27 protein-coding genes are annotated in these 26,017 nt (G+C 62.7%); 6 read left to right on the top strand and 21 right to left on the bottom strand.

Annotated elements, in window-relative coordinates; genetic code table 11:
- Window positions 1–61: 61 nt before the first annotated feature.
- Together ACP15N_RS06520 and ACP15N_RS06515 are read left to right on the top strand one after the other, a co-directional pair.
- Window positions 62–895 (top strand): trypsin-like serine peptidase, encoded by an 834-nt coding sequence (locus ACP15N_RS06520; RefSeq protein WP_425091412.1) that lies wholly within the window; start codon window positions 62–64, stop codon window positions 893–895.
- A 164-nt stretch (window positions 896–1,059) separates the two neighbouring features.
- Window positions 1,060–1,524: an Hsp20 family protein gene (locus ACP15N_RS06515; protein WP_425091411.1), complete on the top strand. Its 465-nt coding sequence runs from the start codon at window positions 1,060–1,062 to the stop codon at window positions 1,522–1,524.
- A gap of 56 nt (window positions 1,525–1,580) precedes the next feature.
- Here ACP15N_RS06515 and ACP15N_RS06510 read toward each other — a convergent pair whose 3' ends face one another.
- Together ACP15N_RS06510 and ACP15N_RS06505 are read right to left on the bottom strand one after the other, a co-directional pair.
- The gene (locus tag ACP15N_RS06510) at window positions 1,581–2,282 is read right to left on the bottom strand and encodes a lipoyl protein ligase domain-containing protein (protein WP_425091410.1); all 702 of its coding nucleotides are present in this window, start codon (window positions 2,280–2,282) and stop codon (window positions 1,581–1,583) included.
- Complete coding sequence (locus ACP15N_RS06505) at window positions 2,279–3,757, bottom strand: NAD-dependent succinate-semialdehyde dehydrogenase (RefSeq protein ID WP_425091409.1); 1,479 nt, start codon at window positions 3,755–3,757, stop codon at window positions 2,279–2,281. Before ACP15N_RS06505 ends, ACP15N_RS06510 begins: the two co-directional genes overlap by 4 nt.
- Window positions 3,758–3,836: 79 nt before the next feature.
- Here ACP15N_RS06505 and ACP15N_RS06500 point away from each other — a divergent pair, with 79 nt between their 5' ends.
- Complete coding sequence (locus ACP15N_RS06500) at window positions 3,837–4,610, top strand: alpha/beta hydrolase (protein ID WP_425091408.1); 774 nt, start codon at window positions 3,837–3,839, stop codon at window positions 4,608–4,610.
- Here ACP15N_RS06500 and ACP15N_RS06495 read toward each other — a convergent pair.
- The 7 genes from ACP15N_RS06495 to ACP15N_RS06465 all read right to left on the bottom strand — a co-directional run bounded on the left by ACP15N_RS06495 (window position 4,607) and on the right by ACP15N_RS06465 (window position 9,859).
- A complete protein-coding gene (locus ACP15N_RS06495) occupies window positions 4,607–5,578 on the bottom strand; it encodes a P1 family peptidase (RefSeq protein WP_425091407.1) in 972 nt (323 codons plus the stop codon). The genes ACP15N_RS06500 and ACP15N_RS06495 overlap by 4 nt on opposite strands.
- Complete coding sequence (locus ACP15N_RS06490; RefSeq protein ID WP_425091406.1) at window positions 5,575–5,889, bottom strand: hypothetical protein; 315 nt, start codon at window positions 5,887–5,889, stop codon at window positions 5,575–5,577. The genes ACP15N_RS06495 and ACP15N_RS06490 overlap by 4 nt, the downstream gene beginning before the upstream one ends.
- A complete protein-coding gene (locus tag ACP15N_RS06485) occupies window positions 5,886–6,614 on the bottom strand; it encodes a glucose 1-dehydrogenase (protein WP_425091405.1) in 729 nt (242 codons plus the stop codon). Before ACP15N_RS06485 ends, ACP15N_RS06490 begins: the two co-directional genes overlap by 4 nt.
- An 80-nt stretch (window positions 6,615–6,694) precedes the next feature.
- Window positions 6,695–6,871, bottom strand: coding sequence for a hypothetical protein (locus ACP15N_RS06480; RefSeq protein ID WP_425091404.1), 177 nt, complete (start codon window positions 6,869–6,871; stop codon window positions 6,695–6,697).
- A complete protein-coding gene (locus tag ACP15N_RS06475; protein WP_425091403.1) occupies window positions 6,872–7,372 on the bottom strand; it encodes an aspartate/glutamate racemase family protein in 501 nt (166 codons plus the stop codon).
- Window positions 7,373–7,609: 237 nt separating this feature from the next.
- Window positions 7,610–8,539, bottom strand: coding sequence for a jacalin-like lectin (locus ACP15N_RS06470; protein WP_425091402.1), 930 nt, complete (start codon window positions 8,537–8,539; stop codon window positions 7,610–7,612).
- 297 nt (window positions 8,540–8,836) lie between these two features.
- Window positions 8,837–9,859 (bottom strand): AraC family transcriptional regulator ligand-binding domain-containing protein, encoded by a 1,023-nt coding sequence (locus ACP15N_RS06465; RefSeq protein ID WP_425091401.1) that lies wholly within the window; start codon window positions 9,857–9,859, stop codon window positions 8,837–8,839.
- A 238-nt stretch (window positions 9,860–10,097) separates the two neighbouring features.
- Here ACP15N_RS06465 and ACP15N_RS06460 point away from each other — a divergent pair, with 238 nt between their 5' ends.
- The 3 genes from ACP15N_RS06460 (at window position 10,098) to ACP15N_RS06450 (ending at window position 13,551) form a co-directional block, all read left to right on the top strand.
- Window positions 10,098–11,372 carry a DUF1214 domain-containing protein gene (locus ACP15N_RS06460; protein WP_425091400.1) on the top strand — a complete coding sequence of 425 codons (1,275 nt, stop codon included), beginning with the start codon at window positions 10,098–10,100 and terminating at the stop codon, window positions 11,370–11,372.
- 202 nt (window positions 11,373–11,574) lie between these two features.
- Window positions 11,575–11,817, top strand: a complete 243-nt coding sequence (locus tag ACP15N_RS06455; protein WP_425091399.1) for a hypothetical protein — start codon at window positions 11,575–11,577, stop codon at window positions 11,815–11,817.
- Window positions 11,818–12,147: 330 nt separating this feature from the next.
- On the top strand, window positions 12,148–13,551 hold the full coding sequence (locus ACP15N_RS06450) for a mechanosensitive ion channel family protein (protein ID WP_425091398.1): 1,404 nt from the start codon (window positions 12,148–12,150) through the stop codon (window positions 13,549–13,551).
- A gap of 255 nt (window positions 13,552–13,806) precedes the next feature.
- Here the strand turns inward: ACP15N_RS06450 and lpdA are convergent, their stop codons facing one another.
- The 12 genes from lpdA to sucC all read right to left on the bottom strand — a co-directional run bounded on the left by lpdA (window position 13,807) and on the right by sucC (window position 25,697).
- Window positions 13,807–15,201 carry a dihydrolipoyl dehydrogenase gene (lpdA, locus tag ACP15N_RS06445; protein WP_425091397.1) on the bottom strand — a complete coding sequence of 465 codons (1,395 nt, stop codon included), beginning with the start codon at window positions 15,199–15,201 and terminating at the stop codon, window positions 13,807–13,809.
- A 90-nt stretch (window positions 15,202–15,291) separates the two neighbouring features.
- Window positions 15,292–15,681 carry an MAPEG family protein gene (locus ACP15N_RS06440; protein ID WP_425091396.1) on the bottom strand — a complete coding sequence of 130 codons (390 nt, stop codon included), beginning with the start codon at window positions 15,679–15,681 and terminating at the stop codon, window positions 15,292–15,294.
- Window positions 15,678–16,073 (bottom strand): MAPEG family protein, encoded by a 396-nt coding sequence (locus ACP15N_RS06435; protein WP_425091395.1) that lies wholly within the window; start codon window positions 16,071–16,073, stop codon window positions 15,678–15,680. The genes ACP15N_RS06440 and ACP15N_RS06435 overlap by 4 nt, the downstream gene beginning before the upstream one ends.
- A 43-nt stretch (window positions 16,074–16,116) precedes the next feature.
- A complete protein-coding gene (gene odhB, locus ACP15N_RS06430) occupies window positions 16,117–17,616 on the bottom strand; it encodes a 2-oxoglutarate dehydrogenase complex dihydrolipoyllysine-residue succinyltransferase (protein WP_425091394.1) in 1,500 nt (499 codons plus the stop codon).
- 4 nt (window positions 17,617–17,620) lie between these two features.
- Window positions 17,621–20,584: a 2-oxoglutarate dehydrogenase E1 component gene (locus ACP15N_RS06425; RefSeq protein ID WP_425091393.1), complete on the bottom strand. Its 2,964-nt coding sequence runs from the start codon at window positions 20,582–20,584 to the stop codon at window positions 17,621–17,623.
- 17 nt (window positions 20,585–20,601) lie between these two features.
- Window positions 20,602–20,991, bottom strand: coding sequence for a hypothetical protein (locus tag ACP15N_RS06420; RefSeq protein WP_425091392.1), 390 nt, complete (start codon window positions 20,989–20,991; stop codon window positions 20,602–20,604).
- Complete coding sequence (locus ACP15N_RS06415; protein ID WP_425091391.1) at window positions 20,988–21,530, bottom strand: DUF805 domain-containing protein; 543 nt, start codon at window positions 21,528–21,530, stop codon at window positions 20,988–20,990. The genes ACP15N_RS06420 and ACP15N_RS06415 overlap by 4 nt, the downstream gene beginning before the upstream one ends.
- A 2-nt stretch (window positions 21,531–21,532) precedes the next feature.
- Window positions 21,533–22,414 (bottom strand): succinate--CoA ligase subunit alpha, encoded by an 882-nt coding sequence (sucD, locus tag ACP15N_RS06410; RefSeq protein ID WP_425091390.1) that lies wholly within the window; start codon window positions 22,412–22,414, stop codon window positions 21,533–21,535.
- Window positions 22,415–22,489: 75 nt separating this feature from the next.
- Window positions 22,490–23,050, bottom strand: coding sequence for a hypothetical protein (locus tag ACP15N_RS06405; protein ID WP_425091389.1), 561 nt, complete (start codon window positions 23,048–23,050; stop codon window positions 22,490–22,492).
- Window positions 23,047–23,631, bottom strand: a complete 585-nt coding sequence (locus ACP15N_RS06400; RefSeq protein ID WP_425091388.1) for a hypothetical protein — start codon at window positions 23,629–23,631, stop codon at window positions 23,047–23,049. Before ACP15N_RS06400 ends, ACP15N_RS06405 begins: the two co-directional genes overlap by 4 nt.
- A gap of 43 nt (window positions 23,632–23,674) precedes the next feature.
- Window positions 23,675–24,463, bottom strand: a complete 789-nt coding sequence (locus ACP15N_RS06395; protein WP_425091387.1) for a glycosyltransferase family 25 protein — start codon at window positions 24,461–24,463, stop codon at window positions 23,675–23,677.
- A 40-nt stretch (window positions 24,464–24,503) separates the two neighbouring features.
- On the bottom strand, window positions 24,504–25,697 hold the full coding sequence (gene sucC / locus ACP15N_RS06390; RefSeq protein WP_425091386.1) for an ADP-forming succinate--CoA ligase subunit beta: 1,194 nt from the start codon (window positions 25,695–25,697) through the stop codon (window positions 24,504–24,506).
- Between the last annotated feature and the right edge of the window lie 320 nt (window positions 25,698–26,017).

Raw genomic sequence — 26,017 nt, 5'->3', positions numbered from 1 at the left:
CCCTAATGCAGCCTTTTCCCGTGTATAAACGGAAAAGCGCACTGGGTATGGAGTACAAGGTATGCGCCTTTTTCTGGCTATCTTCGTTGCAACGATTGCGCTGTCGGTTGCCTCGGTCAACGACCGGGTGGAGGCGCAGGACCAGCCGTTGCAGGAGCTTGATACGCTGGATGCGGTGCGCGGGTGGCAGGCGGTCGGCCGGATCGATATCGGCGGGCGTGGCTTCTGCACCGGGACGCTGATCACCTCCGATCTGGTGCTGACGGCGGCGCATTGCCTCTACAACAAGCGCACCGGGGAACGGGTGCGCACCTCGGACATCACCTTCAAGCCCGGTCTGCGCAACGGGCGCGCGGCAGCGTTCCGGTCGGTGCGCCGGTCAGCGGTGCACGCCGACTACACGTACGGCGATCCTGACACGATCAGCCGGGTTGCGACGGACATCGCGCTGCTGGAATTGGCGCGCCCCATCGTGCAATCCGACATCACTCCGTTGCGTGTCGATCCGCAGCCGCGCTGGCTGCAGGAGGTGGCCCTTGTGTCCTACGCCCGCGATCGCGAAGAAAGCCCGTCGCTGCAATCGCGGTGCCGGGTTCTGGACCGTGAGGATGTGGTGCAGGTTCTGTCCTGTGACGTGGATTTCGGGGCCTCCGGCGCCCCGGTCATCTCGATGGTGGCGGGGCAACCGCGCGTGGTCTCGGTGATCTCGGCCAAGTCGCTGTGGCGGGATGAAAAGGTGGCGCTGGCGGTCAAGGTCGAAAGCGCGGTGGAGGCGTTGCGCCCCCGGCTTGAGGATGACACGGGCGCGCGCCCGCTGGGGGCCCCGCGCATCCGGACGCTCGGCGAAGGCCGCGTCATGACGGGCGGTGCCGGAGCGAAATTCGTCCGCCCCTGAGCCATGATTTCACGGGCTCCGCCCCTCTTGAAAAGCCAAAAACGCCTTCATACCTAAGCTGTGCCGGATGCCAGTACGGGTCCGGCTGACCAGATATCGGTCGCCCGATAGGGGGCTGAAAATCAGGTCATTCCATATCGTTATCGCTTCTTGGAGGATGACTCATGCGAAACTTTGATCTTGCACCGCTCTACCGTGCAACCGTTGGTTTTGACCGCTTCGCAGACCTTGTCGACACGGTTCTGCGCGCCGAAGCCGGAAACCAGCCCAGCTACCCCCCGTTCAACATCGAAAAGACCGCGGATGATGCTTATCGTATCTCTATTGCGGCAGCCGGGTTCCGCGAAGAGGACCTGAATATCGAGGTGCGTGAGAACGCGCTGATCGTGACCGCAACCAAGCCTGAGGATGAGACGGAGCGGACCTATCTGCACCGTGGCATCGCCACCCGCGCGTTCGAGCGCCGGTTCCATCTGGCCGACCATGTGCGTGTGACGGGCGCGAGCCTTGTGAACGGCATGCTCGATATCGACCTCGTGCGCGAGGTGCCCGAGGCCCTGAAGCCACGCCGGATCGAGATTGCCGGGCCGACCGGCACCCCGGTCGTCGAAGGCTCCAAAGCGGCCTGACCCTGCCCCCGAGGGACCCGACAGGCGCGTCGTTTCGGCGCGCCTTTTTCATGCGCCTAGCCCAGAACCTGTACCGGTGTCGGATCGGGAAGGTCCTCGAACGCCGCAACCAGACGGGTCAGGAACGTGCCTTGGTCTAGGTTTGGTGGCAGGCCGGTATGGGCCGCAAGGTTTATCACGCGCGGCTCGCTCAAAGTGCTGAGAAAGCGGTTGAGCGCCTCAATGGCCTCTGGCGGCGGCGGCGCGATCAGCATGAGCGCATGGGCGAGGATCGCCTGACGGCCCTTGTCCACCGCGCAGCGTTTGAAGCGCATGGCGGTGCCTGCGAACTTCAGCCCATTCCACTGCACATTGTGCGCACCATCGCAGAATGCCCCGGGTTGCCAGCCCCGGCTGGCCCCGGCCCCCAGCGCCGCCTCGATAGGCGTGCAGAGCGCATTGTAGCCCTCTTCAATGCCAAAGCCCTGTCCGGGCCGGGTCGCGTAGACATGGCTGACATTGATGATGCCGGGGCCTTGCGGGGTCACGTCACCCCCCGTTGCGCGCAGCGACACGGGCCAACCCGCGCGGGCCAGATCAGCGCACACCGCCTCATAGCCCGGGAGTTTTGACAGTTTGCGCGGCGCCACAAGGCTTTGCGGGCTTTGCCAGAGCCAGAGGAACCGATCCTCCGGCGACAGGCGGACGTGGTTTAGCAGTTCCAACTCGCGCGCAAGCGCCGCCTCAGCCTCCAGCTTGGTAACGGCAGGCGCGCTCACACCGACAGGCAGATGTATTTCATTTCGAGGTATTCCTCGATCCCGTGGCGGGAGCCCTCGCGCCCAAGGCCCGATTGCTTCACCCCGCCGAAGGGGGCGACCTCGGTCGAGATGATGCCGGTGTTCACGCCGACGATGCCGTATTCCAACGCCTCGGAGACGCGCGTGACGCGGCCCAGATCGCGGGCGTAGAAATAGCCAGCCAGCCCGAAGATCGTGTCATTGGCGTGGGCGATTGCCTCTTCCTCTGTCTCGAACTTGAAAAGCGGCGCGACGGGTCCGAAGGTTTCTTCGGTGGCGACCTTCATGTCTTGCGTGATGCCTGTGGCAACCGTCGGGGTGAAGAACGTCCCGCCAAGCGGATGCTCTGTACCACCGGTCAGGATTTGGCCGCCCTTGGCGGTGATGTCGCCAAGATGGTCCTGCACTTTGGCGACCGCCTGGTCATTGATGAGGGGGCCGATGGTGATGCCCTCCTCGAACCCATCGCCGACGCGCAGGTCCTCGACGGCTTTCGCGAGCTTCTCGGCGAAGGTGTCATAGACGCCGGACTGGACGTAGATGCGGTTCGCGCAGACGCAGGTCTGGCCCGCGTTGCGGAACTTGCAGGCCATCGCGCCCTCGACCGCCGCATCGAGATCGGCGTCGTCGAAGACGATGAAGGGCGCGTTGCCGCCCAGTTCCATCGAGCATTTCTTGACCTGATCGGCGGCCTGTCGCAGCAGGATGCGCCCGACCTCGGTGCTGCCGGTGAAGGTGATCTTGCGCACGATGGGGTTTTCGCACAGCTCCTTGCCGATCTCGGCCCCGTCCGAGGCGGGCAGGACGGAGAATAGCCCTTTGGGTAGGCCCGCACGGTCGGCCAGAACGCCAAGTGCCAGCGCGCTGAGCGGGGTGTCCTCAGCCGGTTTTGACAGGAATGCGCAGCCTGCGGCAAAGGCGGGCGCGGCCTTGCGGGTGATCATCGCGTTGGGAAAGTTCCACGGGGTGATTGCGCCCACCACGCCGATGGGCTGGCGGATCACCTGTATGCGCTTGTCGGGCATGTGGCCGGGGATCGTCTCGCCATAGATGCGCTTGGCCTCTTCCGCGAACCACTCGACGAAGGACGCACCATAGGCGATCTCGCCCTTGGCTTCGGCCAGCGGCTTGCCCATTTCGGCGGTCAGGATCGTGGCCAGATCGTCCTGGTTTTCCATCATCAGTTCGAACCAGCGGCGCAGCACGCCTGCGCGGTCCTTGGCAGTGCGCGCGGCCCATTCCTTCTGCGCGGGCTCGGCGGCGGCGATGGCGCGGGCCACGTCCGCACGCCCCAGATCAGGGACATGGGCGATCACGTCGCCGCGGGCCGGGTTGCGCACGGCAAAGGTCTTGCCGCTGTCGGCGTCGACCCATTCGCCCGCGACATACGCCTTGGTCGCCAACAGATCCGGGTCGGCCAGTTGGCCACGCAAATCGGTATCGGTATCGAGCATTCTGGACCCTCCCCTTGGTCTTGTCTTAAGTGCCTGAGTATAGCGCCCGTCCGGGCGGGACAAGCAGGAGCCGAACGCGATGGACTGGGACGCCGCCTATAACAACGCCGACTTCATCCCCGGCGCGCAGGACTATATCGCGCGCTGGACCCGCGAGGCGGAGGCCTTTCGCGCGGCGTGGCCAAGGGCCGAGTTGAACGTCGCTTATGGCGATCACCCGCGCGAGGCGTTTGACCTGTTCCTGCCGGAGGGGGCGGCGCAAGGGCTCGTGGTATTCGTACATGGGGGCTACTGGCTGCGGTTTGATCGGTCGTTCTGGTCGCATTTCGCCAAAGGGCCGTTGCTGCGGGGCTGGGCGGTTGCGCTGCCGTCTTATCCGCTCTGTCCGGAAGTTGGTCTGCCGCAGATCACGGCGTCCGTGACGCGCGCGGTGGAGGCGGCGGCAACGCGGGTTGCAGGGCCGCTCCGGTTGGCGGGCCATTCGGCAGGCGGGCATCTGGTGGCGCGCATGGCGTCGGTTCTGCCGCCCGATCTGTGCGCACGGCTGGCGAGGGTCGTACCGATCTCGCCGGTGTCGGACCTGCGCCCGCTGATGCAGACGGCCATGCGCGAGACGCTGCATCTGGATGACGCGGTCTGTGCCGCCGAAAGCCCCGTACTGCATCCGCGCCCCGATCTTCCCGTCACGATCTGGGTCGGGGCGGAGGAGCGCCCGGTCTTCCTCGATCAGGCGCGCTGGCTGGCGGAGGCGTGGGAGGCTGGGCACCGGGTTGCTCCCGGGCGGCACCATTTTGATGTGATCGACGGTCTGCGGGATCCTGACAGCCCACTGACCAACGCGCTGCTGGGTTAGGCGCGCGCGCTCCAGCAGGGGTGCGTGTCGTTGGGTGCTGGTGTCGCGTGGTAGACGCCCCGGGCAACCGCGCGGCTGAGGCAGGTCGCGGCGGCATGGCTGAGGAGCACCGGGTCAGGGTTGCGGTCCCCGGACGAGACGCCGAAAACCAGATCCCCGTCAAAGGGCGTGTGCGCGGGCACAATCGCGCGGGCGAGCCCGTCATGGGCGGTCGTGGCCAGCCGGGTGCATCCGGCTTTGTCGAGCTTGGCGTCGGTGGCGACGATGGCGAGGGTTGTCGCCTGCCCCGGCTGATGGGTTTTCAGGGGCGGGATCGCGTGCGGGTCGGGGGTGGTGTGGCCAAGGTCGCCAAACTCGCCGTCCTGTTCGAACGGGGCGGCCCAGAAACACCGGCTGGCTTGCACGCAGACGGACCCGACCGCGTTGACCGCGACCAGTGCGCCGACAGTGGTCCCGTCCGGCAGAATTGTGGAGGCGGAGCCGAGCCCGCCTTTCAGATCCGCGGTGGTCGCGCCTGCGCCTGCGCCCGCGGTGCCCAGATCAAACACGTCGCTCGCTGCCGCGAGCGCCTCAGCCCCAAGCGCGGGATAAGGGTTGTCCGCCCAGTCCTTGCCGCCACCGTTGAGCAGATCAAAGAGGATCGCGGCAGGCACGATCGGCACGCGCTGCCCGCCCACATCGAACCCGCGCCTGGCGGCGCGCAGCGCATCGGCCACACCGGAGGCTGCCGACAGGCCGAGCGCAGACCCGCCCGACAGCACCAGCGCATCGACCTGTTGCACGAGCTTGTCAGGCGCGAGCAGGTCGGTTTCCCGCGTGCCGGGCGCGCCCCCCATCACATGCACGCCGGCGGTGAAGGGTGCACCGGCGGTCAGGACCGTGACGCCGGATTTCAGGCGTTCGTCCTGCGCATTGCCGACCTTCAGACCGGCGACATCCGTGATCAGATTGTTGGGGCCGGGGGTCATGGCGCGGCCCTGAGCAGGGTGCCGTCGTGGATGCCGAGGGCAGTGAGTTTCGCGCTGCCCTCGAACGTGCCAGCGCCGGGCAGGATCAGCACGCAGGTGTCCACCTCCCCCAGGCCGACCAGTATGTCGGTGACTTGGTCGGCCGTGAAATACGCCCCAAGCCGCGCGCGCAGGCCGGTGCCCTGACAAACCTCCACATGCTCAAGCTCCAGCGCGGGGGCCTCATCCAGCAAATGCGCGTAGACAAGCGGTTGGGAGGCGAACTGGCCTGCGAACACGGCAATCCGTGCTGGCTGCCGGGTGGCGGTCATATGCAGCGGCCCCCGTCCACCTCCATCACCACGCCGGTGATCATGCTGGCCTCGTCCGAACAGAGGTAACAGGCGGCGTTGCCCATATCCTCGGGGGTGGAGAAGCGCCCGAGCGGGATGGTGGAGAGGAACTTCGCGCGCATCTCGGGCGTGTCCTCGCCGAGGAACGACCCGAGCAGCGGCGTGTCGCCCGCCACAGGGGCCAGCGCGTTGACCCGAACGCCCGCAGGGGCGAGTTCGACCGCCATCGCCTTGGTCGCGGTGATCATCCAGCCCTTGGAGGCATTGTACCAGTTGAGCCGGGGGCGCGGGCTGAGCCCGGCGGTGGAGGCGACGTTCAGGATCGCCCCGGACCCGCGCGCCTTCATACCCGGGACAAAGGCGCGCGCGCTCAGGTAGACCGACTTGGCGTTGACGGTCAGGACGCGGTCGAACTCCTCCTCGGTGACGTCCTCCATCGGTTTGGGCAGATGGGTGATTCCTGCGTTGTTCACGAGGATATCGGGAATGCCGGTCTGCGCCGCCATGTCCGAAACGCTCGTGCCGTCACCCACATCGACGGCAACCGGCGTTCCGCCAAATTCGGCGGCGACGGCTTCGGCAGCGTCCAGATTGATATCGGCCACCCAGACCTGCGCGCCCTCGGTCGCGAACTTGCGCACGATGCCCGCGCCGAACCCCGATCCGCCGCCGGTGACGATGGCGGTCTTGCCCTCTAATCGCATGGTATCCCTCCCCGTTGGGCAGATGGTGCCGCGCGTCGCGCCTGAGGGCAAGCCCGGCCTACACTGCGCACAGCCGCGGGTCAGCCCCGACCGGATGTGGCCAGATCGGTCAGCGCCGCAACATGCAATGCGAGCGCGTCAATCACCCGGTACCCCGGGTCATGCCCGTCAAACGCGAGGCCAAGGTCCGTGCCTGCCAGCAAAATGGCATCGGCGTTCTGGTTTTCGACCATCGAAGCCCCGGCCTGAAAGAACATCTAGCGTTGCGGCGGCAGACAGGTTCCGGTGCGAGCAACCTCCATGTAGGCCGCGCCCAAGGTATCGAGGTCTGTTTGCGGGACCACGACCCTGCACCCGGTCAACCGACCGAAGAGCCGCGACTTCAGAACAGTCGGGCTGCCGAGAAGGCCGAGCACCTTTACGCCGGTTTCCTGGCAGTGGCGGTCGATCACGTCGGTGCCGTCCAGCACGGGTATCGGCGCGCGTGCGCGTGTTTCCTCAAGGCAAAAATGCCCGGTCAGAGCCGTGATCACGCCGATTTCGCAGCCGGCAGCGGCAAGGCGTGTCAGATGATCCGCGAAAACCTCTGCCTGCGCGTCACGCCTGTCCTGTGCTGCATTCTGCGAAAGAACCGAGATGTCCGCATGGGATATTGTCAGCGACAGCGGCGTGTCGGCGTCTCTGAATGCCGTGACCAACGCTGAATAGTACGCGACCGTGGCGGCAGGTCCGATGCCGCCGATTAACCCGATATGCATGAACGATCTGCCTTTGCCCGTGCCTTGCCCCGTCTTTGAACAGGAAATTCCCGTTCGATGCAAAAAAAGGGAAGCGGTGGGGCTGTGCCAATGCGGGATCAGGCTTGGCATGGCTAAACCGGGGTTTCGGAGCTGGCGTCCGCCGACCGCGCCCGGGCTGCGCGGATTTTTCGGCAAACGCTGCCCCATTGTCACTGGCTGAGGGGCGCTTTGACCCCTCAGCCACGGTGCCAAGGCTCAGGCTGCCGCCTTCACGGTCCGGAGCGCGTAATAGTCCTGGCCGTTCTTCTCGACGCGGTCCTGGGCCAGCGCCGGGAAATTCAGGCTGAGCGTTCCGGTCATGTCATAGACATTGGCAAACAGCGCCGGGGAGCTGGCCACCGGCGTGGAGACGATCGACGGTTCCGACACAGGGAACTGCCAGATAGTGCCATCACTTGCCTTGAAGACGTCGATCTGGATGACCTCCAGCCCGACATGGCCTGCGGGCGGCGCATAGGTAATCCGCTCGCTCTCGAAGGTTTCGGTCTCGATCTCTTCGCGGAACTCGGTTGAGGTTGTGACCGACAGGCCGAAGGTCGTGCTGGCCTTGGCGGTGAACTCACCGACCGCGCCGCCGGTCTCTGACGTGGTCTCAACGGTCGAGACGATCTCAAGAAAGAGGCTGGTGGCAGACAGCTTGGACACGCGGCTGGACACGAATGTTTCCGTGGTCTGCCCTTGGGGGATCACACCGATCACGGCCAAGGCGCCCTGTTCGATCACGTCCGACGGCGTATACTCCTTGATGTAGCGCACGCGCAGCTTGTCGAGTTCCGAGCCGCTTTTGCCACCCAGCCCAAGGATGCGCACCCCCGACAGGGTTGTCTTGGTGCCGGAGGCCTTGCCCACCGACAGCGTCCGGCCACGGCTTGTCCGCAAGAAGACCTTGTGAATGCGGCGGGATTTGTTCTTGTGCTTGTTGGCCCAGATTTCCATGTGCTCGATGTATTCATCGCCCTGAAGCTCCAGGACATTGCTTTCGCGGCCGCCGCCGCCACCGTGACGCTGCCCGTTCAGGATAAGCGCATCGACCCGGTTGCCCGAGCGGAATCCGATGGTCCGAACAGCCTGAATCTCAAAGGATTTTCCACCATCTCCACCAATTGGTTTGGTAACAATAGACATCTTTCAACTCCATTTCGCTATGTGTTTGGCTTGGCCATGACGTCCGTGTCCGGCCTTGTGGTGGCGTTACGCGATAGCGGCGGAGTTTATTCGCGCTCAGGTGGAAATTTCTCGTTCTGGGGGATCACGGGTCTGCGAGCCGCGGCCCGAGGCCCGCAGGCGCAAGGCCAACAACAAAGGCGTCTGCCGCGTGCGTGGCGAAACAAGGTCGTCGGTTCCCTGCGCCGCGCGTTATCCGGCCCCCATGCCAGAAACGCGAGTTGTCGCAGTGGGTGAAATGCAGGGCGTTACGGCAGTTCAGAGCCTCTTGTGTCGCGATCCGCGATGCTCGGATGGCGAGACACCAGTTGCGTTCTTGAATGCCCGGCTGAAGTTGTTGGCCGTCTCGTATCCCAATGCAGAGGCGATTTCAGCGATTGGAATGGACTGTGACGAAAGCAACTCCTTCGCCCGGCTTACCTTGACATCAGTAATGATGCGGCGGAATTGCGCGCCTTCATCCTCAAGTTTCCTTTGAAGGGTACGACACCCAATCCCAAGGGCGCGGGCGGTTGCGTCGATCGAGATCACTTTGTGATGGAGTTGATGCCGGGCAATCGCGACGACCTGCCCGACTGTTGTTTCCGGCGGGCCGCCGAGGCGTTCCCGCGCAATATCCTCAATTGTCACGAGACCGTCGGCCACATCCCCGCATTTCCTCTCGGCCAAGAGCAAAGCGCTTTTGAATTCCACAGCCAACCTTGGTGCGCTCCAGACCACGGGGCAGCCAAAAGTATCCTCAACCTCTTTCGAGTTTGGTACTTTTTCAAAGTCGAGGAGGACTGCTGTCGGCTTCCATGCCTGTCCAAGATAGGCCCGGAAAATACTGAGGATCACGCCGATCGCGGAAAATGCCACGTCGGCGTAGGCAGGGTGCCCGGGAATTGCGAATTCGTAGCAATACTGTGACCGGAGGCCAGCGGCTTGGAGCCACGCACGGTCGGTTGTCGAATGGTACCGCATGACCGAAGTTGCGCGGCGCAGCGCATTGCCAAGCTTCTGCGCGGACAGAATGTACGCGCCCCAAGCCCCGTAGTCCGTGACGCTCAGGTATGGCGACCAAAGCATCCCGATGTTCTGCTGGCCAGTTGACCGGGCCGCTTGCTCGACGAATGTTGCGAGTGAATGTTCGGAAATGTATCCCGCTTGCTCTTCGATGAGGTGTTGCGGAAGCTCCGCAACCGCCATGGCCTTTGCCAGACGTCTTTCTCCGGCGACATCGCGAACGAACTGCGGCATCGCGCCGAGTGCCTTCGCGGTGATCATTGGCGGGTGCGCCATATCATTCTCCGGAAACACACCTGTCGTGAAATGATACGCATTCGTTTGTGATGTGTGCAATCAAGTTGCACACTCACGGGAGACTACACGTATGTCCAAGGGCAAACATTTTCTGCGCGCTTGTGCTGCTTCTTTGTTAGCGGTTTGCGCGGTCGCTCCGTTCCAGGCAACAGCGGAGTTATCGAAAGTACAAAGGGATCTCATCGAACGCCGAGCTTGCGAGGCCGCGATCTGGGGCATGCCGGCTGTCGGCGTGTATGACATAGAGCTCGCGATCCAGCGCGATGCAGGCGCAGAGCCGGGCGTAATCGCCTACATGACGGAACCGATGGACAGCCGGCATGGCTTTCTGACCGCCAACGATGTGACGCCTTATGTTTTTGGCGGTGGCATGACGGCCGACGAACCGGTCGTCATCGATGTGCCTCCGGCCGGTGATAAGGCGGCTTTCTTTGGCACGATTGTGAACGCCTGGCAGGTTCCGCTGGCAGATGTCGGGACGACCGGTGAAGACGCGGGAGAGGGTGGAAAGTACCTGATCCTGCCCCCCGGATACGAAGGCGAGGTGCCGAGCGACGGCTACTTCGTTTTTCAATCCAATACCTACGGTGTCCACTTCGCGTTTCGCCCCATCGCCAAAGACGGGGGGACAAGCGCGGATCAGGCCGCCTACGCACAAACGCTGAAGGTTTACGCGCTGAAGGACGCGGAAAACCCTCCGGCGACCCGGTTTGTCGACGTGAAAGAGAACCCGATCAACACGTTGCCTGTCTACGATATGACCTTCTTTACGGATCTGAACACGGTCATTCAGCGTGAACCCGTGCTGGAGCAGGACAAGGTCATGATGGCGATGCTGGCGTCGCTGGGAATGGTGCGAGGGGACCCCTTCGACCCTGACGAAGAGACGCAAGCCGCTCTGCTGGAGGGCCTGCAATGCGCCTATGATACCATGCAGGAGCATTTCATCACGCGTTCTGTCGTTCCGCTTTGGGAAGACAGGCAATGGGGTGTCTGGGCCTTTGCAGACGGACAACCGCAAGCCGGTTTCCCCTACGTGACCGAAGACATGGTGCTGATCGATGACCGCGCGGGTGGTTCCTATGCGTGGATCACATACCTTCCCAAGAAGCTCGGCGGAGGCACATTCTACCTGACCGGACTGACGGACAATGTTGGGGAGATGCTGAACGGCGAGGATACGTACAAGTTGACTGTTCCGGCTGACACACCTGCCGACGATTTCTGGTCTGTCATCGTCTACAGCATGAAGACCAAGGGGTTTGTCGAAGGCAATGAACGTGTCGGGCTCGCCACGCCGAATCTGCCCGATATGCAGGTCAATGAAGACGGGTCTGCGAACGTGTATTTCGCGCCAACAGCCCCCGAAGGACTGGAAAGCAACTGGATCCCGACGGGCGAAGACTTCTTCTTGCTGTTCCGTCTTTACGGTCCTGCCGATGGGTGGATTGAAAGCGGTTGGCAATTGCCGGACGTGGTGAAGGTCAACTGATCGAACCCCTTCAAGTCGCGGCCCATATCGAGGCCGCGTTGGGGGCCGGATCAACTACTCCTGTCGTGTTCAACCCACCCGGCGAAGAGCGCGCGCTGAACCGTCGAGTTGAGGCTGTTCTGCTGTATGAGGACTCCATGGAGGCCGTACAGGAGACAGATGCGCAATTCCCCCTGTGCGGCGCGTCGGTTGCATCTGTGGCATGGCTTACGCAGACAGCGCGGACGAGGCAATTTCCGTCCAGAAAGACCTCGTCGCAGCGCACCCGACTGGCATCAAAACGCCGGAACCGCAGGTGTTCGTCGGTCAACCAGGCGCAAGCCCGATGAACAGCCTTTGTCGCCTTTGGTGTATGTCGCAAGATTATTGGGTGGTTTGCTGCAATCTTAGAGGACAGGCGAAAGCGCGTTTCGATGAATTGGGCATTTCGATCCCATTTCCGTAATGCGATGCGCATCTAATATCTTAGGGTATGCCCGAAGGTGGACGACATGACCATTGATCCTGAAATTGCGACGCGAATTCAGACATCACGACACAGGACATCGACATGAAATCGTTGAAACTTCTTGCTCTTGTCACAGCACTGTTCCTTTCACCGATCGCCGTCGCGCAAGAAGGCACACCACCTGCGGAGCAACCGCCGTCTGCACCCCAGGCTCAGGAGGGCGTTTTTACGGCACCGGTCGTTTTCGACGGTGAAACCCTGTTTCTGCTTCGGGGGCTTTCTGCTTTTCCGGCATCCGAGCGCGCGTCGAATGTCGAACGCCGGCTCGTGGACCTTGCCGAATTGCCTGAACTCATTGAGCTGGAGTTCGACGTTGAGCAAAACGAGTTTGGCTTGGCTATTGTGGCCAATGGGCGGTTTTTGTCCGTGGCAACGCCTGCGGACGCGGAGTTCGAACAGGTTGACCTCGAGGTACTTGCCGAAACTCACCTGACGGCGATAAAGGGCGCGATCGAGCGATACAGATCAGGTCGAAGCGACGAGGCGCTGATACAGAGCGCGCAGGTTGCCATGGCGTGGACGGTGGCTTTTTTCGTTTTGACCTTCCTCTTCCTGAAGCTCCGAAAGCGCGTGATCGGGTTTCTGGAACGCTTGACGATACGACGTTTCACACGGGTGGAAGAAGTTACCAACGCCCTGGTGAAGGGTAAAGCAGTCGCCAAATTGCTCGGCTTTGCCGCAAACATCGTTTTGTGGGTCTTTTACCTGTTCGTTCTGTATTACTACGTGACGTTCGTCTTGTTGTCTTTTGCGCAAACGAGGCCGTTCGCGCAGCTTTTGCTGACCTATGTTTCGCAGCCCTTGATAGACGTGACCTGGGGTATCGCCGGTTTCTTGCCGAACCTCATAACAATGGGGATTATCCTGCTCATTACACGATACTCCATAAAAGGCCTGCGCCTGTTTATGGAGAACGTGGAGGCGGGAACCTTTGAATGGAAGGATTTCGAGCCGCATTGGGTAAGGCCTACGTTCAACATCGCCCGGGCAATCATCATCGCCATTGCCATTGTGTTCATCTATCCACTTATTCCGGGATCTGACAGTCGGGCATTTCAGGGCCTGACGATCCTCGCCGGTATCATGGTCTCGCTTGGGTCAAACGCCGTCGTCAGCAACATGATGGCGGGACTATTCGTTATCTATCGCCGCAGCACCAATATCGGCGACCGTATCAAGGTCGGAGAGCAAGTCGGCGATGTGGTGGAAATCAAGATGATGGAAACGCTCATCAAGTCCGTGAAGAATGAAATGGTGAGCATTCCGAACGCACAGTTGTTGAACTCAGAGGTGGTCAACTACTCGCGCAAGATCGATGGGCGCGGACTGCTCGTCCACACAACCGTCGGCATTGGATACGAGGAACCGCAAGACAAGGTCGAAGCCATGCTGATTGAAGCGGCGCGGCGCACCAGAGATCTCAAGAAGTCACCGGAACCTTTCGTCCTCTGGGCGCAACTGGCCGACTACGCGATCAATTATCAGGTCAATGCCTTCACGACGCGCGGGTCGAGTTTGCCGCGCATTCTGTCGGACCTGCATCGAAACATCGTGGACGTGTTCAACGAGAACGGCGTTCAGATCATGACACCGTCGTACGAAGCCGACCCACCCGAGCCCAAGATCCCGCAACAGCCTTGGGATGGGAGCCTCGCAAGAATCCAAGGGTAGAGACCTGCCTTGTCCGGAAGCTCAGCGAGCTTGAGGCTCCTTCTGTCAGCACGGCAGGCAAGCAGGCGAATTGATACGGCAGAGGTCTGACCTGGGAAAAGCGCAGCCCTCGCGCTGCGACAGATCCGAAGGCCTTGTCGTCGGGCAGTGTTCGGTTTTGCGGCATCGTCGATCGGACCCAAGGAGTAGCCCCAACAAAAAAGGCCCCGCAACGCGCAGGGCCTTTTGTCGAGAATGGATCGAGGCACGTTTGCGTCAGGCGTGGATCGCACCGTCACCGCAGGCAAGAGCAGCCTCGCGCATGGCCTCCGAATAGGTCGGGTGGGCGTGGCAGGTGCGGGCGAGGTCTTCGGCGGCCGCGCCGAATTCCATCGCCACGCAGACCTCGTGGATCAGGTCGCCGGCCATCGGGCCGATGACGTGTGCGCCGAGGATGCGGTCGGTCTTCGCGTCGGCCAGGATCTTGACGAACCCGTCGGCGGAGAAGTTGGCCTTCGCGCGGCCATTGCCCATGAACGAGAACTTGCCCGCCTTGTAGGCCACACCGTCGGCCTTGAGCTGTTCTTCGGTCTTGCCGACGCTCGCGACCTCGGGGTGGGTGTAGATCACGCCCGGGATCACGTCGTAGTTCACATGCGGGTGCTGACCGGCGATCATCTCCGCCACGGCCATGCCCTCATCCTCGGCCTTGTGGGCGAGCATCGGCCCCTCGATCGCGTCACCGATCGCATAGACCCCGGCGACATTCGTGCGGTAGCTGCCATCGGTGGCGATCTGGCCGCGCTCGGTCATCTTCACACCGAGCGCGTCGAGCCCCAGCCCGTCGGTGAAGGGTTTGCGCCCGGTGGAGACCAGAACGACATCTGCATCCACAGTGTGTTCGCTGTCATCCTTGCGCAGCTTGTAGGTGACCTTGGCCTTGGTCTTGGTCGCCTCGACCTTCTGCACGGCGGCGCCGAGGATGAAGTCGAGGCCCTGTTTCTTGAGGATCTTCTGGAACTGGCGGGCAACCTCCACGTCCTGGCCGGGGGTGATCCCGTCCATGAATTCGATGACGCTGACTTCGGTGCCGAGGCGCGCGTAAACCGAACCCAGTTCCAGCCCGATCACACCGCCGCCGACAACGACCATCTTCTTGGGGATCTTGCCCAGTTCCAGCGCGCCGGTGGAGGTGACGACGACCTTCTCGTCAATCGTGACCTCGGCCCCGGGGATGGAGGACGCCTCGGATCCGGACGCGATGATGATGTGCTTGGCCTCATGCACCTCGTCGCCGACCTTGACCTTGCCCGCCTCGGGAATGGAGCCCCAGCCCTTGATCCAGTCGACCTTGTTCTTCTTGAACAGGAACTCGATGCCCTTGGTGTTCTGGCCGATCACGTCGTCCTTGTAGGCGAGCATCTGTTTCCAGTCGATCTTGGGCGCGGGCACCTTGACGCCCATCTTGGCGAAGTTGTGCTCGGCCTCATGCACCTGGTGGGAGGCATGCAGCAGCGCCTTGGAGGGGATGCAGCCGACGTTCAGGCAGGTGCCCCCAAGTGTTTCGCGCCCCTCGACGCAGGCCGTTTTCAGCCCCAGTTGCGCGCAGCGGATTGCGCAGACATAGCCACCGGGGCCGGAGCCGATGATGATGACGTCATAGCTTGCCATGGGTCGTTGTTCCTTTCGTTGGGGCGGGGAGGGGGCGCTGCCCCCGCGGTGCTGCGCACCGCCCCCCGGAGTATTTTTGCAAAGAAGAAGTCATAGGAGCGTCGCCAGGATCATGATCACGGTGGCGAGGAAGCCGACCATCCAGATCACGGACCGCCACGGGGCGAGCCCCTGCACGTAAGCCGGGACATAGAGGATGCGGGCGATCAGATAGGCATGGGCGCAAAGCTGCGTGACCGGGCTCGACTGGTCTGACAGGGTTACCAGCACCACGGCGATGGTGAAGAGGATCAGCCCCTCGAAATGGTTGTTCAGCGCGCGTTGCAGGCGGCCTGCAGCCCCGGTCAGGTGGATCGGCTCATCCCGCGGCGACATCGCCCGCTTCGGCCCGACCTGCAGGTTCGCCGTGATCGAGTAGAGCACGAACTGCACGACTTGCAGCAGGGCCGCGAGGGCGAGGACGGTGAGTTCGGGGGTCATAGCACAGCGCTCCCCAGCATTACGGCCACGGCCAATATGCCAACAGTCCAGATATATGTTCGCCACGGCACCAGATCGAACGCATAGCAAAAAACGTAGAGCGCGCGGGCGGCAACAAACGTCCAAGCTGCCGCCACTGTGGTTGCGCTGCTGGCGTCGGCCAAGGCAATGATGGCGACGGTTGGCGTGAAATAGATCAGGGCCTCGAAAGTATTGATGCGCGCCCGGTGCATCCGCCCGACAAGACCGGTGGTCAGGTCCACGTCAGTGGCTTCACGCGAGCTATATAGGTATTGCGTTCCGGTTCGCGTGCTCACGACCGCGGTCGTGGCGATGCCAAGAACGATCTGGAAAGCAACCAAAGTGGCGAGAGCTGTGAGTTCAGGTGTCATCAGTCTGGACGGCAGGGCCGAGCGTGCACCCGGCCCAACTCCTTCAGAGGTCCATAAGCAGACGGCGCGGATCTTCCAGCGCTTCCTTGACGCGCACGAGGAAGGTCACGGCGCCTTTGCCGTCGACGATCCGGTGGTCATAGGACAGCGCCAGATACATCATCGGGCGGATCTTGATCTCGCCGTTGATGACCATCGGGCGGTCCTGGATCTTGTGCATGCCTAGGATGCCCGATTGCGGCGGGTTCAGGATCGGGGAGGACATGAGCGAGCCGTAGACACCCCCGTTGGAGATGGTGAAGGTGCCGCCCTGCATCTCGGCCATCGAAAGCTTGCCGTCGCGGGCGCGCTTGCCCTTCTCGGAGATCGCCTTTTCGATCTCGGCAAAGCTCATCGCGTCTGCGTCGCGGATCACCGGCACGACAAGGCCGGTGGGTGTGCCGGCTGCGATGCCCATATGGACGAAGTTCTTGTAGACGATGTCGGTGCCGTCGATCTCGGCGTTGACCTCGGGCACTTCCTTCAGCGCGTGGCAGCAGGCCTTGGTGAAGAAGGACATGAAGCCAAGGCGGACGCCGTGCTTCTTCTCGAAGAGGTCCTTGTATTCCTTCCGCAGGGCCATCGTCTCGGTCATGTCCACCTCGTTGTAGGTGGTGAGCATGGCGGCGGTGTTCTGGCTGTCCTTCAGGCGCTTGGCGATGGTCTGGCGCAAGCGGGTCATCTTGACCCGTTCCTCGCGCGCCACGTCATCGGCGGCAACCGGTGCGCGCGGGGCGGCTGCCGGGGCCGGAGCGGCGGCTTTGGGGGCCGCCATGGCGGCCAGCACGTCGCCTTTCATCACGCGGCCATCGCGACCGGAGCCCTGAACGTCTGCCGACGACAGGTTGTTCTCGGCCATCAGCTTCTTGGCCGAGGGCGCATCCTCCACATCCTTGGCGCCTGCCGCCGGGGCGGCCGCCGGGGCCGGAGCCGGTTCCGCAGGGGCCGCGACGGCGCCGGCTCCCCCGATGACCGCCAGTTTGGCAGATGCATCGACGGTGGTGCCTTCCGGCGCGGTAATCTCGGTCAGCGTTCCCGCCGCAGGGGCAGGTACCTCGACGGAAACCTTGTCGGTTTCCAACTCACACAGCATTTCATCCTGCGCTACGGCATCGCCAACCTTCTTGAACCATGTGGATACGGTCGCCTCGGTGACCGACTCGCCAAGCGTGGGCACCATCACGTCAACGCTCTCTCCGCCGTCCGCGGCCGCCGGGGCAGCGTCTTCGGCAGGGGCAGCTGCCGCCGGGGCAGGCGCGGCCCCTTCGCCTTCGCCGATGGAGGCCAGAAGGGCGTCCACCCCAACGGTCGTGCCTTCGGCGGCGACGATCTCCGCCAGTGTTCCGGCAGCGGGGGAGGGAACCTCAACCGTCACCTTGTCGGTTTCCAGCTCGCAGAGCATCTCATCGACCGCAACAGTATCGCCGGGCTTCTTGAACCATGTGGCCACCGTGGCCTCGGTCACGCTTTCACCCAGCGTGGGGACTCGGACTTCAATCGACATTTTCTTATCCCTCGATAGTAAGCGCTTCGTTCACGAGCGCGGCTTGTTGTGCTTTGTGCTGGCTGGCCAGACCCGTCGCCGGGGAGGCCGAGGCCGCGCGACCGGCATAGACCGGGCGGGTGTGCTTGGCCCCGATGCGGGTCAGCACCCATTCGATGTTCGGCTCGACAAAGGTCCAGCCGCCCTGGTTCTTGGGCTCTTCCTGGCACCAGATAACCTCGGCGTTCTTGAACCGCTCCAGCTCCTTCATCAGCGCCAGCGCGGGGAACGGATAGAACTGTTCGAGCCGCAGCAGGTAGACATCGTCGATGCCGCGGCTGTCGCGTTCCTCCAGAAGATCGTAGTACACCTTGCCCGAACAGATCACGACGCGCTTAATCTTGTCGTCGGCTTTCAGAACCGTGTTGGAATTGCCCTTTTGCGCATCGTCCCAGAGCACGCGGTGGAAGGATGACCCGGTGGTGAAATCCTCCGCCGCTGAGATCGCCATCTTGTGCCGCAGCAGCGATTTCGGCGTCATCAGCACCAGCGGCTTGCGGAAAGACCGGTGCAGCTGGCGGCGCAGGATGTGGAAGTAGTTCGCAGGCGTGGTGCAGTTCGCGACGATCCAGTTGTCTTCGGCCGACATTTGCAGGAACCGCTCCAGTCGCGCGGACGAATGCTCTGGGCCCTGGCCTTCGAACCCGTGGGGCAAAAGCATCACGAGGCCGCTCATCCGCAGCCATTTCCGCTCACCCGAGCTGATGAACTGGTCGAACATGATCTGCGCGCCGTTGGCGAAATCGCCGAACTGGGCCTCCCACATGGTCAGGGCGTTGGGTTCGGCCAGCGAGTAGCCATACTCGAAACCCAGCACGGCGTACTCGCTGAGGGCGGAGTCGATCACCTCGTACCGGGACTGGCCCTCGCGGATGTGGTTGAGCGGATAGTAGCGTTCTTCGGTTTCCTGGTTCACCAGACCCGAATGGCGCTGGCTGAAGGTGCCGCGTGTGCTGTCCTGTCCGGCAAGCCGCACCGGGTACCCTTCGGTCAGAAGCGAGCCGAAGGCCAGCGCCTCCCCGGTCGCCCAGTCAAAGCCCTGTCCGCTCTCGAACATCTTCTTGCGGGTTTCCAGCAGACGCCCGACGGTCTTGTGCAACGGAAAACCCTCCGGCACGCGGGTCAGGGCGGTGCCGACCTGGTCCAGCGTCTGGGGTGCGATGGCCGTCTGGCCGCGCTGGTAGTCTTCCTTGTCGCGCTCCAGGTGCGACCAGCGCCCGTCGAGCCAGTCGGCCTTGTTGGGCTTGTAATCCTTGCCGATCTCGAACTCTTCGTTCAGATGGGCCTGGAATGCGGCCTTCATGTCCTCGATCTCGCCCTCGGGGATCAGGCCGTCCTTCACAAGCCGCTCGGTGTAAAGCTGCAACGTGGTTTTGTGGCCCTTGATCCGCTTGTACATGATCGGGTTTGTGAACATGGGCTCGTCGCCCTCGTTGTGCCCGAACCTGCGGTAGCAGAAGATGTCGATCACGACGTCCTTGCGGAACTTCTGGCGGAATTCGGTCGCAACCTTCGCGGCATGCACCACCGCCTCCGGATCGTCGCCATTCACGTGGAAGATCGGGGCTTCCACCACCAGCGCGTTGTCGGTGGGATAGGGCGAGGACCGGCTGAAATGCGGCGCGGTCGTGAAGCCGATCTGGTTGTTCACCACGATATGGATCGTGCCGCCGGTCCGATGGCCGCGCAGGCCCGACAGGGCGAAACACTCGGCCACGACGCCCTGACCGGCAAAGGCTGCATCGCCGTGCAGCAGGATCGGCAGCACGCTGGTGCGGTCGGTATCGCCATACTGGTCCTGCTTGGCGCGGGCCTTGCCCAGAACCACCGGGTTCACGGCCTCCAGGTGCGAGGGGTTGGCAGTCAGTGACAGGTGGACCGAATTGCCGTCGAACTCGCGGTCCGAGGACGCGCCGAGGTGGTATTTCACGTCGCCCGAGCCATCGACGTCCTCGGGTTTGAACGACCCACCCTGAAACTCGTTGAAAATCGCGCGGTAGGGCTTGGACATCACGTTGGCCAGCACCGACAGGCGCCCGCGGTGCGGCATGCCGATCACGACCTCCTTCAGGCCCAGATTGCCGCCGCGCTTGATGATCTGTTCCATGGCGGGGATCAATGCCTCGCCCCCGTCAAGGCCGAAGCGCTTGGTGCCCATGTATTTCACGTGCAGGAACTTCTCGAACCCTTCGGCCTCGACCAGCTTGTTCAGGATTGCTTTCCGGCCTTCGCGGGTGAAGGCGATTTCCTTGCCGAACCCTTCGATCCGTTCCTTCAGCCACCCGGCCTGCTCGGGATCGGAGATGTGCATGTATTGCAACGCGAACGTGCCCGCATAGGTGCGCTTCACGATCTCCATGATCTGACGCATGGAGGCCATTTGCAGCCCCAGCACCTGATCGATGAAGATCGGGCGGTCCATATCGCTTTCGTCGAACCCGTAGGTCTTCGGATCCAGCTCGGGGTGCGGCGTGTGATCCCGCATCCCCAGCGGATCGATATCGGCAACCAGGTGGCCCCGGATCCGGTAGGCGCGAATGATCATCAGCGCGCGGATACTGTCCAGAACGGCCCGCTTGATCTGATCGTCAGAGACCTCGACGCCCTTCTCGGCGGCCTTTTCCTTGATTTTCTTGCCGGCGGCCTTCGCCTCGGCGACCGGCACTTCGGGCCATTCGCCGGTCAGTGCCCCGGTCAGATCGTCACTCGGCTGCGGTGGCCAGTCCATCCGACCCCAGGAGGGGCCAGCGGCCTCTGCCTTCACATCCAGTTCGGCATCGCCCAGGGCGGCAAAGAACTCCGCCCAGGCCGCATCGACCGCGTTGGGGTCGTTGGCATACTGCGCGTAGAGCTGTTCGAGGTATTCGGCGTTCTGCCCCTGCATGAAAGAGGAGGCGTGGAACACGTCATTGGGGGATTGATCAGTCACTTGCTATCTCCTCGCCATTAGCGTTCGAGTGTCTGTATTTCGAAAGAGCAGTCGTCATTGCGCACCGTTCCTGTGGCACGCCCGTCTGTGTAGACGCCGGAAAACTTGCGAAACCGGTAGTCGACCGTAACCCTGTGGGTGCCGTCTTCGGTCAGCGGGCCGAGACGCGTCTCTGTGACCACAACCCGGTCGGTTGGGTCGATCCGCGCGTTGAGCGCGTCCATGAACCCGACATGTTCAGCAGGAGTCCGGCTCAGGCAATGGGAGCCGTCAGCCGCCACAGGCCGCTTTGCCAGCGAGGGGTCAATCAGCGCGGGCAGGTGCTTCATCGCCAGAAACAACGCCGCCATACTGGCGAGTGCTGCACCAAGCAGTATGCCGGTCTTGAGGCCCATGAGGATGATCATGCCTCCACCATGTGCGGTTGCGGGCCGTAGCGGTTCGCGCCCTCCTGGGTGGGACGGGCCAGCCACCAAAGCACCAGCAGCGGCGAGATCAGCAAGACCGCCAGCGCGATCATCAGAATGATCGCTGTGACCGTCGCAACACCTTCGCCCGCACCGCCGACCCCTTCGGCGATGCCCATGCCGAAGGCGGCAAAAGTGGCCGTGCCGATCATCACCATCAGCGGATAGACCAGATGCAGCCCCGAGCGGCCGCTGTCATGCATGCGCCGCCAGCCTGCGGCCAGGAGCGGCAGGAAAGTGCCGAGTGAAAACACGGTCTGGATGGGTCCAGTGGCATTCACTTCGAACGCGACTTCGGTGTCTGACACCTCTTCGTTCACCTCGACGCTGTCGGGAAAGACAGCCATGTCCAGCGCGGTCGCGATCATGCCGCCGAGGAACACGAACAGGAAAAAGAACCAGTATTCGGGGCGAGAGGCCCGCCCCGAGAAGGTGACGTATTTGCGAAAACACGTCCGTATGGATTGCGTGAAGCTCACGCTCAGCCGATGGCCTCCAGCACGGCCTCGCCCAGCCCGGCGGGGCTTTCGGCGACGACGATGCCAGCGGCTTTCATCGCTTCGATCTTGTCCTCAGCGCCGCCCTTGCCACCGGCGACAATGGCGCCTGCGTGGCCCATGCGGCGGCCCGGAGGGGCGGTGCGGCCCGCGATGAAGCCTGCGGTGGGCTTCCAGCGGCCTTTCTTCTTCTCATCGGCGAGGAACTGCGCGGCTTCTTCTTCTGCGGATCCGCCGATCTCGCCGATCATGATGATCGACTCCGTTTCGTCATCGGCCAGGAACCATTCCAGCACGTCGATATGCTCGGTTCCCTTGATCGGGTCACCGCCGATGCCGACGCAGGTCGACTGGCCAAGGCCCACATCGGTGGTCTGCTTGACCGCCTCGTAGGTCAGCGTGCCCGAGCGAGAGACAACACCGACGGTGCCGCGCTTGTGGATGTGGCCGGGCATGATACCGATCTTGCAGGCGTCAGGTGTGATCACGCCGGGGCAGTTCGGTCCGATCAGGCGGCTGGAGGTGCCTTCAAGCGCGCGCTGGACCTTCATCATGTCGAGCACCGGGATGCCTTCGGTGATGCAGACGATCACTTCCATTTCGGCGTCGATCGCCTCAAGGATCGAGTCTGCGGCGAAGGGGGGCGGGACATAGATCACCGACGCGTTGGCGTCCGTCACGTGCTTGGCCTCGTGCACGGAGTTGAAGACCGGCAGGCCCAGATGCTCCATCCCGCCTTTGCCCGGCGTGACACCGCCGACCATCTTGGTGCCGTAGGCGATGGCCTGCTCGGAGTGGAACGTGCCCTGAGAGCCGGTGAAGCCCTGACAGATGACCTTGGTGTTTTCGTCGATCAGTACAGACATGGTTGTCCCTTCGTTCAGCTTTTCGTGTCTTGAGCCGTTTGCGACTCTTGATTGGTTGTTTCTCGTCCGGCCACCTCAGAGCAGAACGCGAATAATCGCGCCCTCCAGCGAACTGCGGCAGTATGCTTCGTTGCCCGGGTTTCCGACCTGCACCCAGATCATGGAGCGAGGCACCAGCATGTGAAATCCGGTACAAAACTCGCCATCAGACCCCGGTCCATCGGGCAAGATGACCTGTCCTTCCGGGCTGGTGTCGGCAATGGTCACTCCGCTCATCACACGCGCTGCGACCGAGCGGGCGAACGGCAGCATGGCCGTGACCGAGATATGATTGGTGGTGATCCGGCACTCCGGACCATTTGCGCCGCCAAGGCCAACGACTGCCACAAAGGCGGTCTGGTCCGGGGCGTCGTACCAGTGGATGATCTCGCCGCCGCCGAAATCCTCGATCGAATGGCCCATACCCGCCTGCGTGAAGATATCATGCAGTTGTTCGGGCGTGCGGTAGTTCCGCAGGCATTCGGTCAGCGCGAACTGCACATGCGCGCCGGCCTGCGCCACGGGCGACTGCGCGGCGGCGGGCAGGGCGCATGCGATTGCGGCGATTACCGGGGCGAGCAGGCGAAGAGGTGTCATTGCGCGCTCTCCTCGATCCGGACGGTGGTGAGGCTGAGACCACCGATATGAATTTCAACCCAGACCGGCACATCCTGTCCGCCCCAGTCAAAACTTCCAGCGTAGTAGTGCTGTTGATAGCTAGGCACACCAACAGCCTGTCCATTAAAAACATCCGCGAAATTCTGCGGCATCAGTCCACCGACCAGTGCGCCATCCGCGCGGCCCGCCAGCGCTGCTTTCAGTTGCTGTGCAAGCGCGTCGGGGTCTGCCAGCCCTCCGCCATGAGTCCCGTCTGACCAGCCGTGCGCTGTGCAGCGGAGCATCCGGTGTGTTCCGGTGGAGGAGATATAGAACTCCACGAACCACGGATTGTGAAACTCGTGCGCTGACAGGATCTGCTGATCGGGGCTCTGGGCAAAGGCACTGCCCCCGACGGGCAGGGTAGGGGGGACGCTGGCGATATAGGCGTTTGGATCGAACAAAGCTATCTGGCACCGGTCCTCGAACAGTGCGAGCCCCTGGGCCGCGTTTATCGCAGCCGCCTGCGGTACCTGGGCCGGAGCAGGCACGGCCCCCGCCAGAGCGCTCAGAACGCTCAAGATCGTAAGGCAGGAACGGGAAAGGGCGATCGGACGGCGCATGTCAGTCAGCGGCCCCCATGACGATGGGCACAAAGCGAATGCGCGCCTTGCGCGCCTTGCCTGTAAGCGCCTTGCGCATGGTAGAGATCGGCACCGCCAGTTCGTAGTACCCACGCAGCAGTTTCTGCCGCCACAAGGTCAGGCCTGTGGGGCGGTGGCGCGTGAACGGGCGCGCGCCGTTCTGCGGTGGTTCGTTGCCCTGCTGCACCAGTGCCGGTTCCACCTGGTACATCTTCATCCGCCGCGCCACGCGGGACGCGTTGATGTTGAACAGCAGATTGTCGACGGTGATGTCGAAGGGCCGCTGCGCGAGCAGCGTTTCAGCTGCTTTCCGGGTCAGGATGTATCCGGCCGCGCCGACATGGCGACTGAGAAGCCGCGCCAGATGCCGGTTCAGGTGGGTCGCCCCCGGAACGCCGAGCATGACGAACAGGCTTTCGCTGCGCCAGCGCTCGATCTTGACCAGATCCGCGTCCTCGGGCCACCACGACATGTCCGACAGCCATTGCCCCAGTTCGGGAGAGATGAACACGTCATCCTCCAGGATCAGCGCATAGGGCAGATCGGTTTCGAGGAACCGCTCCCACGCCATGGCGTGGCTGATGGTGCAGGCCATGTCCTGGGTATGGAACACACCCCATGGCCCGAAGGGACGGCATTGCGCGTGCAGCGCCTCCGTCCCCTCCTTGCGATAGTCAAAGCCCGGGTACACCCGTGCCTCAACCCCGGCCTGAGCCAGTTCAACCGCCATATGGGCGCGGCGATCCTGATCGGTCTCGAGGTTGATCATTTCGCAATACACCTGCATCCGTGGTCGTCCGGAGCCGTCCTCAGCCCTTGACCGCAGCCACGATCTTCTGCGCGCCGTCCTTGAGGTTTTCAGCCGCGATGACGTTCAGGCCGGAAGAGTTGATGATCTCCTTGCCCTGCTCGACATTCGTGCCCTCAAGCCGGACCACCAGCGGGACCTGCAATCCCACTTCCTTGACCGCGGCCACCACGCCCTCGGCGATCACATCGCAGCGCATGATGCCGCCGAAGATGTTCACGAGGATGCCTTTGACCTGCGGGTCGGAGGTGATGATCTTGAACGCCTCGGTGACCTTTTCCTTGGTCGCGCCGCCGCCCACGTCGAGGAAGTTGGCAGGCTCGGACCCGTAAAGCTTGATGATGTCCATCGTGGCCATGGCAAGGCCCGCGCCGTTGACCATGCAGCCGATCTCGCCATCCAGCGCGATGTAGTTCAGGTCGTATTTCGACGCTTCGAGTTCTTTGGGGTCTTCCTCGGTCTCGTCGCGCAGTTCAGCGATATCGGGATGGCGGTAGACCGCGTTGCCGTCAAAACCGATCTTGGCGTCGAGCACCTTGAGGCTGCCGCTGTCGGTGATGATCAGCGGGTTGATTTCCAGCATCTCCATGTCCTTCTCGACGAAGGCCTTGTAGAGCAGACCCATCAGGGCCACGCATTCCTTGACCTGCTTGCCGGAAAGTCCAAGTGCGAAGGCCACACGACGACCGTGAAACGGCTGGTAGCCCGAGGCAGGATCCACGCTGAAGGAGAGGATTTTCTCAGGGGTGGCGGCGGCCACCTCTTCGATGTCCATCCCGCCTTCGGTGGAGCAGACGAACGAGATGCGGCTGGTCTGGCGGTCCACCAGAAGCGCCAGGTACATCTCCGTCTCGATGCCGGAGCCATCTTCGATATAGATGCGGTTCACCGTCTTGCCCGCGGGGCCGGTCTGGTGCGTGACCAGCGTGCGGCCCAGCATCATCTTTGCCTCCTCGGCCGCCTCGGCGACCGACTTCGCCAGGCGCACGCCGCCTTTCTCGCCTGCGTCGGCCTCCTTGAAAGAGCCCTTGCCGCGCCCACCGGCGTGGATCTGGGCCTTGACCACCCAGAGCGGCCCGTCCATCTCGCCCGCGGCGGTTTTGGCGTCTTCGGCCTTCAGAACGACGCGGCCATCAGAAACCGGTGCGCCGTAGCTGCGGAGGAGGGCTTTCGCCTGGTACTCATGAATGTTCATGAAACTGTCCCGTGCTGCTGTTGTTTTGCCCGGTCTTGCATACAGAGGTGTGCAGACAACCCGCCAATTCGCCGCATGTGGGAATTTCCGGTGGTTTTTCAACATTTGTGATCACACGTTTAAAAAGTGTGATCACAAAATTAATTCCGACCCTAGCCGATTTCCCGGGGTCCGCGAATCGGTTTGCACGAAGATCGAAAGCAGGCTTGGGTTTTCCGACGCGTTACGAAGGGGTTGCCCGACACGGGCGCGATCCGGCAGACGCTGGACCCGAAACGAAAACGGGCGCACGAGGCGCCCGATCTCAGCAAGTTGAGGGC

This window comes from Tropicimonas sp. S265A, from assembly GCF_049800835.1.
Lineage (GTDB): Bacteria > Pseudomonadota > Alphaproteobacteria > Rhodobacterales > Rhodobacteraceae > Dinoroseobacter.
The sequence above is the reverse complement of the archived record's forward strand: the minus strand, read 5'-3'. Positions and strand labels throughout refer to the sequence as shown.